The following is a 12471-nucleotide window of genomic DNA, read 5'->3' as shown; positions in this document are numbered from 1 at the left end:
GGGTTATGATGGCCGATATTTTTTGGTGGGTCATATTCCCGTATATTACCGGAACTATTATGATTGTTGGTCTCCTTTACCGACATACATTTAGACAGCTAACATGGGCTGCTCCATCAACGAATTTTTTTGAAAAAAAATGGCTACGAATAGGCTCACCACTTTTTCACTATGGAATTGTCTTCGCATTTATTGGACATGTGATGGGGATGGTTATTCCGATGGAATTTTATCAAAGCATAGGTATTTCCGATCACCTATACCATTTCGGAGCGATATGGGGTGGTGGATTAGCAGGATTAATGGTTGTTGCTGGACTAGTTATTCTTCTAATTAGAAAAATAACCATTGACCCAGTTCGGATAAAAGCTGGATTTGCTGATTTCTTTTCCGTATTAGCCTTATTATTTGTTGCTGGTACAGGAACATATATGACTGTCATTTTTAATACCACCGTGATTGAGTATGAATACCGTGAAACCATTGGTCCATGGTTTCGCAGTCTTTTTGTACTCATGCCCAAATTCGAATTAATGAGCGGGGTACCATTTATATTCAAGTTGCATGTTGCCTCCGCATTTGCGTTCTTTGCGACGATTCCGTTTACGAGATTGGTTCATATCTTTAGCTTCCCAATCCGGTATCCATCAAGAGCGCCTCAACAATACAGGGCAAGGGATGAATATCAAAGACAAGAATCTTAGTACCGCATTATATATTGAATCAGAAGCAAATTACATGCTTCTGATTCTTTTTGTATATTAAATATTGCATGGTAGAAATGGATAGTATAACCTTAAACATTGTCTTGATTCGTTAACTAAGAATAAGATAAAATAACAAGTGACATTTTTCACATGCTAGACAATAAAAATGTGTTAACTTATGAGTAGGTAGAAAAGTTACTTGATAGGAAGTGAAAATATGTTATTAAAAGGTAAGTATAAGAAAATAGCGCCAGCCTCAGGTGCCATTATAATGGCAAACGGGATTTTCCTAATTGGTGCTGTACAGGCATTTCCTTTTTTAGATAAGGATGTAGGCGTTTATTTAGCATTTCTTTTACTTTTAGCTTGGATTTTCATTTATTCTCGATTATCTATTCAATTTGTACACCGTGATTTTCTTATTCCATTTTTAAAACACCCGGTTAATTCATTTGCAATAGGGACTTGGATAGCTGGTGTGTCAGTATTATGTAATGTATTTCTTAAGTATTTTCCTGAAATTTTACCTGTTACTCAGGCCATGGGCATTTTAAATACGTTTTTGTTTTTATTTTTCTTAGTCAATTGTTTTTACAACTTTAAACAACTATTTTTCGACCATCAGAATTTTCCAGCGCATGGAGTCGTTTTATTGTCAGCAGTTGGAACCCAGTCCATTATTGTGTTATTAAATAATGTCTTTTTTGAATTACCTAAAATCATTTCAAGCTCTATAATTATGTTAGGTGTATTCTTCTATATACTAGGGATGGTCTTAATAATAAATCGTTATATAAGACAAAATGGCTGGACTCTTGTTGATGATTGGACAAATACAAATTGTATTATTCACGGAGCATTGTCCATTACTGGTTTAGCTATTGTTTCTTCCAATACGTTTACTACTTTATTCGCAATCATACTTTGGATTATTATTTTCATTTTAATTGTTATCGTTGAAGTACTTGAGATTATCCGGGCCATTAAACGTATTAAAGTATATGGATGGAAAGAAGGGGTATTTAAATACAATGTCACGCAATGGTCACGAAACTTTACATTTGGTATGTTTTATGCATTTACTTCTGTGATGCAGGTTAACCCATACTATCCGATGCCTACATGGTTAGATAATTTTCAGCATGTTTTTATGCCATTCTGGGCATGGATCGTCCTACTTGCGTTACTTGGCCAGATAGTGGTATATATAAGATCTCGATTGATAACAGAAGAATTAGTACAAAAAAGGAATTTGGTTTAATGCACATTTTATGGAAAAATACAGATATAATTTTTGTCCTTCATTTTAGATGAAGGACTTTTTTATTTTTAATTTTTTTTTCACAAAATATATAGAATGCGCAGTAACTTCACCTGAAATCTGGAGCTTAAATACCGCTGCGGAAATACACTACGCTTTCCGTGGGAGCTGCTGAGCCTCCTCCGAGCTAATGCTCCGTAGTCTCACCTAGGCTTTTCATCCCACTTGAGTCTTCGTGTATTCCTTCGCTGGTTGGTGCTAAACATCACACACCTTCTATTTATGTCAAAAATTTATTCACATATTGAATAGTGAATTGGAATGGAGTGCAGTTGCCTCCTTGAAAATACTATCCGATTTTCTAACGAAGATGTCATGCTCACGAAGCCTTCCTTGTCCTGTGAATAGCACGTCGATGTATTTACGTATCGGTATTATTATACTATCTTGATTTTTAGAGTTATTGCGCATCTTCTTTCAAATAAGAAGAAAGAAACTATAAAATTCACAAGAAGCCTTAAAAAAGATCTCAATAGTAATTTTCTATAAAAGCAGAAAGAATATGTATTTTTGTGACCAATTAATGACAGTTATCTCCAATGTGACATTTTTCACATCAAGTAAAAAAATGGCATGGTTAAATGTAAATATAGAGTAAACAAAGCAATTTAATTGGAGGGACAACGATGAAAAAGAAATCATCTCCACTATGGCAACGAATGAATTACTTGAAGCCGAAAGAAACATATTCAAATAATCATAGCCAATTACAAGAGGGTAATCGTGATTGGGAGAATGTATATCGAAGAAGATGGCAGCATGACAAGGTAATCCGATCTACACATGGTGTAAACTGTACGGGTTCATGCAGCTGGAATATATACGTAAAAGATGGAATTGTCACATGGGAAGGGCAAGCATTAGATTATCCTACTACTGGACCTGATATGCCGGAGTTTGAACCACGTGGATGTCCAAGGGGTGCAAGTTTCTCTTGGTATATATACAGTCCTTTACGTGTGAAATATCCATACGTTCGTAAAAGGTTACTGAATATGTGGAAAGAAGCGCTTGAAGTCTATGATAATCCATTAGAGGCATGGAAAAGTATTGTAGAGGATAAGGAAAAAGCAGCTTTTTATAAACAAGCAAGAGGTAAAGGCGGGCTGGTTCGAGCTGATTGGGAAGAAGTGACTAAGCTTGTGGCAGCATCCACACTATACACTACTTTGAAATATGGACCGGATCGTAATGTTGGATTTTCTCCAATTCCAGCAATGTCGATGATTAGTTACGCAGCTGGTAGTCGCTTTTTACATTTAATGGGTGGACAATTGCTCAGTTTTTACGATTGGTATGCTGACTTACCACCAGCTTCTCCACAAATTTGGGGGGATCAAACAGATGTACCAGAAAGCTCTGACTGGTTTAACTCCGGCTATATCATGACCTGGGGTTCCAATGTACCAATGACACGCACACCTGATGCTCACTTTCTAGTTGAGGCAAGGTACAAAGGGACCAAAGTAGTTTCTGTGAGCCCGGATTATGCAGAATCAACAAAATTTGCTGATGACTGGTTATCTGTTAGACAAGGGACAGATGGTGCTTTAGCAATGGCAATGGGCCATGTTATATTAAATGAATTTTACGATAAAAACAACACACCTTATTTTGAGGACTATGCAAAACAATATACGGATTTCCCATTCTCCGTTCTTTTGAAAAAAGAGAATGGCAAGTTTATAGCAGATCGATTCTTCCATGCGAAGGACTTAGGTATGGATATAGATAATAATGAATGGAAACCAGCTATGTATAACAAACGTACGGAGGGATTTTCTATTCCACAAGGTACCATGGGTTCACGCTGGGACAAAAAAGGAAAATGGAATCTAAAACTGATTGATGAAAATACCAATGAAAACATTGAGCCAATATTAAGTTTTCTAGGTATGGAAGATGAAGTAGTACATGTCGATATGCCATACTTCGATGCTAGGGAGAAAAAAGTATTAAAACGTGCCGTTCCGGTTAAAAAGGTTGAGGTAGACGGCAAAACCGAATATGTTGCAACAGTCTATGATTTAATGCTTGCTAACTATGGCATTGATCGTGGACTAGGCGGTGAGGCTGCAAGTTCCTATGATGAAATCGCACCATTTTCCCCAGCATGGCAAGAGGAAATAACTGGGGTGGATCGTCATTTAGTTATTAAAATTGCCCGTGAATTTGCTCAAAATGCTATCGATACGAAGGGGCGCTCCATGATTATTATGGGAGCTGGAATTAACCATTGGTATAACTCAGACACCATTTATCGTGCAGTTGTAAATCTAATCCTTATGGTTGGTGCACAAGGTGTTAATGGTGGTGGCTGGGCCCACTATGTAGGACAAGAAAAACTTCGACCTGCAGAAGGTTGGGCTACGATTCAATCAGCTAAGGACTGGGGAGGTCCTGCGAAATTCCAAAACGGTACTTCCTTTTTCTATTTTGCAACAGACCAGTGGCGTTATGAAGAAACTCCATTATCGGAACTTGCCAGTGCTACAGTAGAAAAAGCAAGATATGATCATCCAGGTGATTATAACGTATTAGCAGCACGATTAGGATGGCTACCATCTTACCCAACGTTTACTAAAAATGGAATTGATTTATATAACGAGGCTATTGAAGCAGGCAATGAAACAACAGAAGAAATTGGAAATTATGTTGCAAAACAACTAAAAGAGAAGAAACTACAATTTGCTATTGAAGATCCTGACAATCCAGTTAACTTCCCTAGAAATTTATTTGTTTGGAGAGCAAACTTAATTTCCAGTTCTGGAAAAGGACACGAGTATTTCCTTAAACATTTATTAGGTGCATCACATGGACTCCTTAATTCGGATGAAGACAGTATTCGTCCAAAAGAAATAGAGTGGCGAGAAGAAGCACCGGAAGGAAAAGTCGATCTCCTTATCAATCTTGATTTTAGGATGGCGGGTACAGCACTATACTCTGATGTAATTTTGCCTGCATCAACATGGTATGAAAAGTATGATTTATCAAGTACGGATATGCATCCATTTGTACATCCATTTAATCCAGCAATCACGTCACCCTGGGAAGCTAAATCAGATTGGGATATTTTTAAAGCTGTTGCAAAGGGCGTATCCGATTTAGCAGAAGAACTTGATATGGATACAATTAAAGAAATTGTTGCAACCCCATTAAATCATGATACAACAGCAGAAATGTCTCAGGCCTTTGGTGAGATAAGAGACTGGTCAAAAGGGGAATGTGAACCTATTCCAGGGAAAACTATGCCACAAATCCATGTTGTAGAGCGTGATTTTAAGCAAATTTACAATAAAATGACAGCACTCGGACCAAACATTGCGAAGGGGCCTTATGGAACAAAAGGGATTAACTGGAATATGGAAAAAGAATATGAACAGGCCAAACGTACATTTGGTACCGTACAAAATGGAACGATTACAGATGGTTGTCCAGATATTTCGAGTGCAAGAGATGCTTGTGATGCAGTATTAATGCTTTCTTCCACAACAAATGGAAAAGTTGCTGTAAGAGCATGGGAGGCACTAGAGAAACAGACAAATCTTGAGTTAAAAGATTTGGCTACGGAAAGGGAAGAAGAGTTATTTACATTTGATAATATCACTGCCCAACCAAAAACTGTCATCACGTCACCAGCATTTAGTGGTTCGGAAAAAGGTGGAAGAAGGTATTCTCCATTTACAACCAATATTGAAAGAATGATTCCATTTAGGACGATTACAGGTAGACAATCATACTTTCTTGATCACGAGATGATGAAGGAATTTGGTGAATCATTTGCTATATTTAAACCAATCTTGAATGATAAACCATTTCGTTCCAATCGTCCGGATAAAGAAGGAAAAGAAATAACATTAAATTATCTGACACCTCATAATAAATGGTCCGTCCATAGTATGTATTTCGATTCACAGCCAATGTTAAATCTATTCCGTGGTGGTCCAACCGTGTGGCTGAATAAAGAAGATGCAGCTGATATTGATGTAGAAGATAATGATTGGATAGAATGCTTTAACCGAAATGGGGTTGTAGTAGCGAGGGCGGTTGTTTCTCACCGTATACCGAGAACAATGGCATTTATGCACCACGCCCAGGATCGTCATATTCATACACCAGGAACGAAGCTAACGAAGAATCGTGGAGGTACACATAATAGTCCTACCAAGATCCATGTAAAACCCACCCATATGATTGGTGGATATGCGCAATTAAGTTATGGGTTTAACTATTATGGTCCAACTGGTAACCAACGGGATTTAAATGTAGTTATTCGAAAAATGAAGGAGGTAGATTGGTTTGAAGATTAAAGCACAAGTTGGAATGGTTATGAACCTTGATAAGTGTATTGGTTGTCATACGTGTAGTGTGACATGTAAAAACACCTGGACAAATCGCCCAGGAGCAGAATATATGTACTTTAACAATGTAGAAACAAAGCCTGGTATCGGTTATCCAAAACAATGGGAAGACCAGGAAAAATATAAAGGTGGTTGGGAACTTCATAAGGGAGAACTTCGATTGAAGTCAGGTTCTAAGACAAACCGACTATTAAACCTATTCCATAATCCAAACCAACCAGAAATGGATGATTATTTTGAACCGTGGAACTACGACTATGAAACATTAACAAATAGTCCTGAGAGAAATCACCAGCCAGTTGCTAGAGCAAAATCAGCGGTTACTGGGCAATTCATGGACCTAGAGTGGGGACCAAACTGGGAAGATGATTTAGCTGGTGGACATATTACAGGTCTTCGTGACCCAAACGTTGTGCAGATGGAAGAATCAATCAAAACAGAATTTGAAGATGTGTTTATGATGTACCTTCCAAGAATTTGTGAACACTGTATTAATGCTCCATGTGTATCTTCTTGCCCATCTGGTGCTATGTATAAACGAGATGAGGATGGAATTGTTCTTGTCGATCAAAATGCATGTCGTGCATGGAGGCATTGTACAACTTCCTGCCCATATAAAAAAGTTTACTTTAACTGGCAAACAAATAAAGCAGAAAAATGTACAATGTGTTTCCCAAGAATTGAAAATGGTCAACCAACCATTTGTGCGGAAACATGTGTGGGACGTATTCGCTACATCGGTATCATGCTATATGATGCAGATCGGGTACTAGAAGCAGCTTCTGTTGAGGATGAAAAAGACCTTTATCATGCACAACTAGGTATTTTCCTAGATCCAAACGATCCAGAAGTTATTAAACAAGCGAAAAAAGACGGTATTCCAATGGACTGGATTGAAGCGGCTCAGGCATCACCACTTTATAAAATGATTATTGATTGGAAAATTGCTTTACCACTTCATCCTGAATACAGAACAATGCCAATGGTTTGGTATATTCCGCCACTAAGCCCAATTATGAACATGATTGAAGGAAAAGGAAGTCAAGCGGATACAGAGGATATTTTCCCTGCGATTGATAATATGCGTATTCCTATTGAATATCTAGCAAATCTCTTAACAGCTGGAGATACGGGTCATATTCGTACTGTATTGAAAAAAATGGCGGTAATGCGTAGCTTTATGCGGGCTGAACAAACTGGAAAAGAGTTTGATCAGGAAATCATTGCAGAACTAGGTTTAACTGAAAAAGCAATAAAAGAAATGTATCGTTTATTAGCTATTGCAAAATATGAAGATCGCTTTGTCATTCCACACAGCCATAAAGAGGAAGTGGCTGATTTATATGATGAACAAGGAGCATGTGGTTTAGACTTTGCTGGTGGCCCAGGAAGCTGTGGAGTACTTTCTTAATTAATGATTGGCAGTTTGAACATCTTCTGTTCAGCTGCCTAATTCCAATGAAGGTGGTTGACTATGAATCAGCAAATTTATCAATTGATATCATTTTTGCTACATTATCCTAACGAGGAAATGGTTGAAATTTTACCTGAACTTGATAGAGAAATAGAAAAAACAGAGGACATTTTAATTAGAGACTGTCTTCAGCAATTTGTGAAGTATTCCAAGAAAATCTCATTAGAAGAATGGATAAGTCACTATATTGAACATTTTGATTTTGGACGAATAACGAATCTTTATGTTACGTATTTGAAGTTAGGAGAACAGCGAGAGCGTGGATTGGAACTATTAAAGTTAAAGAAATTCTATGAAGCGCATGGCTTTGAAGTAACAGAGAAAGAATTACCTGATTATTTACCACTTATGTTAGAGTTTTGTGCCAATACACCTATTGAAACAAGCAATGAATTATTAATGATGCATATCAAAGCCATAGAGGAAATTCGCAAAAAAGTAACAGAAACAGGAAGTTACTATCATTTATTATTTGATGCCCTTATGCTGCAAATGGCAAATAATGGGTTATCAACAACTCTAGTATCAAAGGAAATACATTGATTTTCTTGTTTTATTCGTCTTAAGAGGAGGGTGTTTAAATGGACTTAACGGATTTATTATTATGGGGGGTTTTCCCTTATATTGTACTGACGATTTTTATTGGTGGTCATGTTTATCGATATCAGAAAGATCAATTTGGATGGACGACGAAATCAAGTGAATTTCTTGAAAAAAAACGTCTTCGAATTGGCTCTCTCTTATTCCATTGGGGCATTATATTTGTATTTGGAGGACATGTTTTAGGTTTAATTATTCCGGTGAGTTTTTATAATGCACTAGGTATTACAGAGCATATGTACCATGTTATTGCGATTACCTTTGGTGTTCCAGTAGGTATCGCTGCATTAATAGGAATAATCCTTTTAACATATAGAAGAATAAGTATAAAACGAATTAAAGCAACAACATCCACGAGTGATTGGGTTACATTAATTTTCCTTATTCTGGCCATTGTAACTGGACTTATAGCTACTTCATTAAATGTTGATTCTAATGGGTTCGATTATCGAACAACGATTGCACCATGGCTAAGGGGATTATTCATATTTAATGTTCAGCCAGAGCTTATGGCAACCATTCCAATTTGGTTTAAAATTCATATTTATGCTACTTTTGCTTTATATGTAGTTTGGCCATTTACAAGATTGGTACATGCATTCAGTTTTCCAGTTAAATATTTGAGGAGAAGCTATGTTATATATAAAAAAAGAATTCCTCAAACGAAGAAAGTATCTGAAGAGAGCAGCATTTAATACATGCTCTCTTCATGAGGATCTTTTTAAGGTATTAAAGGAGAGGCTATATGAGCAAGTGGTTTTATGCTAATATCTTTCTATTATTATTAGTATTATATCAAGTGATGACACATTATACTTTTTCGACATTAAGCCTGCCCGTTTTATTTGGCTTAATAGGATTTCTATTTTACTTATTTAATTGGACGAGAAATGCTATGTTTTCCTCGATACGGACAACTCCGGATCGTAAAAGGAAAATTAAATTAGCTAATATTTCAAAAAAGGTTTTGCCATTTCACCGCTGGACTGGAACTTCTGCATTAATTTTTATAATACTCCATGCCGTCTTTATTATTAAATGGTATGGTTTCTCTTATTCCATTACTAAAATGGTAGTTGGTCTCATAGCATGTTTAAATTTATTTTTATTAGTTGGAACAGGATGGTTAAGATTATTCAAACCTACTGGCAAATTGCGAAAAATACACTTAGGTTTAGGGTTAAGTTTGTTCTTCCTAATTAGCTTACACTTGATCCTGTAACAATGTTCAAAAAGTCCGTTCATTTTCTTTTTGAACGTATATGAAACATTAAAGTTTTTATTATTTAAGATAAGGTTGTGAATTTCATGATAAATACTACTGTAGAAAACCAACAATCCCCAACTATTCTTACCTTATGTGCTAATGTTAAGGACTTCATTCTGCATGATACACCTCAAAAAGCAAAAGTGAAAATAATGGAATTAGAAAATAAATTAGAAAGCAAACCGGAGTTAGTATCAGATGATAGATTTCTTATATTAAGTACCCTTGCTAAATATTACAGAAAAATAAAACAGTACGACAAAGCTGGAAATTACAGCAGGCAAGCTATTCGGATGACAAAGGATGTCTCAAAAGAGTATATAGAAGTAATTATTGATACGTATTTGGATTATGCTGCTTTAGAAAGGGAATATGGTCAACAATCTACCGCGAGGATAGAGTTAGCAAAACTGTTAGCCTTTTTAGATGCGAATGATTATAAAGACTCACTGTCAAAAGGACATATTTTTAGTAGTTTGGCTAGGATCTCCATGGAAGAAGAAAATATGGAAAGTGGCTTAGCTCAACTTGAAAAGGCATTAGTTTATTACCATAAAGCTGTTCCTACCACACATCCTATCATTTCTAAAACAGTCGATATTCTGTCTGGTGCCTATATTCAGATAGAGAACTATCCGAAGGCTATAGAACTATATGAGGAATTAAGGAAAGCCTATCGTGAACAAGGTGATAAAGAGTCTGAAGCACGAATTCTTTTAAAGATTGGCGAAGTGAATTTTCGGGTCGATTTAAGAAAAGCCAGAAAAACCATAACAGATGCTATTAAATTGATGGACGAAATCTATAAAGGGAATCATTTAGAAATTTCAAAAGCGATTTTAATGCTTGCTGAAATTGATGAGAATTTAGGGAACTTTCCGAGAGCCATTAATTACTATAAACAAGCACTTCAACAACTAACGTCCTTTTATGATGAGAATCACTTTATGATTGTTTTTATCTATTCTAAAATCGGAACATTGTCCATCAAGACGTTTAAATGGAAAAATGCAAGGGAATATCTGGAAAAGGGATTAGTCTTGTCTACTCCATTCCCGAAAGTAAGGAGCCAATTCCTTTATGCTTTAGGAAAAATTTATTCTGATGAAAAAGATTTTGAAAAGGCATTTGCCGTTTTTCAAGAATTCCTAGAGCAATTAGAAAAGGGTGGAAAGAAAAAATCACTTGCATGTGGGAACACACTACAGGCCATAGCCTTTAACTACGTACAGCAAGAAAAGTATGAAGAAGCATTCTCCTACTATAAGAAAGCATTAGAAATCTATGAAAATTTACCGAACTGTAAGGAAGAAAAAGGTCTTACATCTATACGCTTAGCCTATTGTTATGAAAATATGGAAGAAAAAGATATACAAAGGGCAGAGTATTATATTGAAAAAGGTTTCTATTTAATAGAAAGGGCTCGTAATAAAGAGTTAATAGAAGAGGCTTTAGCTGGTATCATAGAATTTTATACTAGAAACCTCAACCAAAGAAAAAGAAGAATGTATGAAGATAAATTTGTGAAGCTACGAACAAAACCAAACGAAGGAGAACATTAGTTTTTTTGAAAAATAGTGATATTTGTAACAGACATCACTTATAATAGTAGATATAATTAGAAATGAGAATGGTTAATTTAAAAAGTATGGGTTCAAAAAGGGGATAAAAATGGAATGTGACATTTTATCAGACCTTTTGAACAACCTCTAAAAGGAGAGATGATCCGAGTGACAGTAATCACAGATAAACTAGGTCGACCCCTACAGGATCTTCGTATCTCAGTTATAGATCGTTGTAATTTTCGATGTACCTATTGTATGCCAAAAGAAATCTTTGGCAGAGATTTTGTTTTTATGCCAAGGGAGCAGCTTTTGAGTTTTGAGGAAATCGAGCGGCTAGCTGCTATTTTTATAGATTTAGGTGTGAAAAAGATAAGATTGACAGGAGGAGAGCCACTTTTAAGAAGGGATTTACCAGTATTAATAGAAAAGCTTATGTCCATTGAAGGCCTAGAGGATATTGGTTTAACTACAAATGGTTCGCTATTAGGACATATGGCTGAGAAGCTAAAGAAAGCAGGATTAAAACGAGTAAATGTAAGTTTAGATGCACTAGATGAAAACCTTTTTAAATCTATAAATGATAGTGGAGTTGGTCCGGATCGTGTTCTTAAAGGAATCCAAAAAGCAAAAGAAGTTGGGCTTGAAGTAAAAGTAAATATGGTTGTCAAAAAAGGAATGAATGATAAAGAAGTCGTTCCGATGGCAAAATACTTCAAGGAACAAGGAATCACCTTACGTTATATCGAATTTATGGATGTAGGTCAGTCAAATGGATGGGATTTCAGTAGTGTCGTTACGAAAAAGGAAATTTTTGAGCAGTTATCCCAGCATTTTGACATGGTACCTGTCGACCCTGACTATATTGGAGAAGTTGCGAAACGTTATCAATATGTTGGAAGCAGAACGGAGGTTGGTTTTATTACATCTGTATCTGAATCCTTTTGCTCTACATGCACGAGGGCAAGAATTGCGGCAGATGGAAAAATGTATACATGCTTATTTGCTGAAAATGGGTTCGATTTTAAAGCTTTATTGCGTTCCGATAAAAGTGATGTGGAAGTTAGGAATGAAATTATTAAAATATGGAATAATCGAACGGACCGGTATTCAGATGAACGAACAGAAGAGTCTGCAAGAACGAAGAAAAAGATTGAAATGTCTTATATAGGTGGATAA

At 36.1% G+C, this 12471-nt stretch carries 9 protein-coding genes; all 9 read left to right on the top strand.

The genetic code is table 11. The features are described from left to right. Window positions 1–8 precede the first annotated feature (8 nt). The 9 genes from narI (CAO17_RS09645) (at window position 9) to moaA (ending at window position 12471) form a co-directional block, all read left to right on the top strand. Entirely contained in the window at window positions 9–704 is a 696-nt protein-coding gene (narI, locus tag CAO17_RS09645) for a respiratory nitrate reductase subunit gamma (protein ID WP_085992610.1), read from the top strand. 220 nt (window positions 705–924) lie between these two features. After that, window positions 925–1968: a TDT family transporter gene (locus CAO17_RS09640; RefSeq protein WP_085992609.1), complete on the top strand. Its 1044-nt coding sequence runs from the start codon at window positions 925–927 to the stop codon at window positions 1966–1968. Between the two features lie 686 nt (window positions 1969–2654). Continuing rightward, window positions 2655–6338 (top strand): nitrate reductase subunit alpha, encoded by a 3684-nt coding sequence (locus tag CAO17_RS09635; protein WP_085992608.1) that lies wholly within the window; start codon window positions 2655–2657, stop codon window positions 6336–6338. Further along, window positions 6328–7800 carry a nitrate reductase subunit beta gene (narH, locus tag CAO17_RS09630; protein WP_085992607.1) on the top strand — a complete coding sequence of 491 codons (1473 nt, stop codon included), beginning with the start codon at window positions 6328–6330 and terminating at the stop codon, window positions 7798–7800. Before CAO17_RS09635 ends, narH begins: the two co-directional genes overlap by 11 nt. 63 nt (window positions 7801–7863) lie before the next feature. Then, a complete protein-coding gene (narJ, locus tag CAO17_RS09625) occupies window positions 7864–8406 on the top strand; it encodes a nitrate reductase molybdenum cofactor assembly chaperone (RefSeq protein ID WP_085992606.1) in 543 nt (180 codons plus the stop codon). Between the two features lie 38 nt (window positions 8407–8444). Further along, window positions 8445–9158 (top strand): respiratory nitrate reductase subunit gamma, encoded by a 714-nt coding sequence (gene narI, locus CAO17_RS09620; RefSeq protein WP_085992605.1) that lies wholly within the window; start codon window positions 8445–8447, stop codon window positions 9156–9158. Between the two features lie 50 nt (window positions 9159–9208). After that, on the top strand, window positions 9209–9685 hold the full coding sequence (locus CAO17_RS09615; RefSeq protein WP_085992604.1) for a hypothetical protein: 477 nt from the start codon (window positions 9209–9211) through the stop codon (window positions 9683–9685). Window positions 9686–9771: 86 nt separating this feature from the next. After that, window positions 9772–11292, top strand: coding sequence for a tetratricopeptide repeat protein (locus tag CAO17_RS09610; RefSeq protein WP_085992603.1), 1521 nt, complete (start codon window positions 9772–9774; stop codon window positions 11290–11292). Window positions 11293–11451: 159 nt separating this feature from the next. Then, window positions 11452–12471 (top strand): GTP 3',8-cyclase MoaA, encoded by a 1020-nt coding sequence (gene moaA, locus CAO17_RS09605; RefSeq protein ID WP_085992602.1) that lies wholly within the window; start codon window positions 11452–11454, stop codon window positions 12469–12471.

This window comes from Oceanobacillus senegalensis (assembly GCF_900176885.1).
In the GTDB taxonomy this organism is placed as follows: Bacteria; Bacillota; Bacilli; order Bacillales; family Amphibacillaceae; genus Oceanobacillus; species Oceanobacillus senegalensis.
The sequence above is the reverse complement of the archived record's forward strand: the minus strand, read 5'-3'. Positions and strand labels throughout refer to the sequence as shown.

Excerpts from the sequence above, each read along its gene's own strand:
- narI (WP_085992610.1), top strand. The coding sequence starts at position 9 with ATGGCCGATATTTTTTGGTGGGTCATATTCCCGTATATTACCGGAACT.
- CAO17_RS09640 (WP_085992609.1), top strand. The coding sequence starts at position 925 with ATGTTATTAAAAGGTAAGTATAAGAAAATAGCGCCAGCCTCAGGTGCC.
- CAO17_RS09635 (WP_085992608.1), top strand. The coding sequence starts at position 2,655 with ATGAAAAAGAAATCATCTCCACTATGGCAACGAATGAATTACTTGAAG.
- narJ (WP_085992606.1), top strand. The coding sequence starts at position 7,864 with ATGAATCAGCAAATTTATCAATTGATATCATTTTTGCTACATTATCCT.
- narI (WP_085992605.1), top strand. The coding sequence starts at position 8,445 with ATGGACTTAACGGATTTATTATTATGGGGGGTTTTCCCTTATATTGTA.
- CAO17_RS09615 (WP_085992604.1), top strand. The coding sequence starts at position 9,209 with ATGAGCAAGTGGTTTTATGCTAATATCTTTCTATTATTATTAGTATTA.
- CAO17_RS09610 (WP_085992603.1), top strand. The coding sequence starts at position 9,772 with ATGATAAATACTACTGTAGAAAACCAACAATCCCCAACTATTCTTACC.
- moaA (WP_085992602.1), top strand. The coding sequence starts at position 11,452 with ATGATCCGAGTGACAGTAATCACAGATAAACTAGGTCGACCCCTACAG.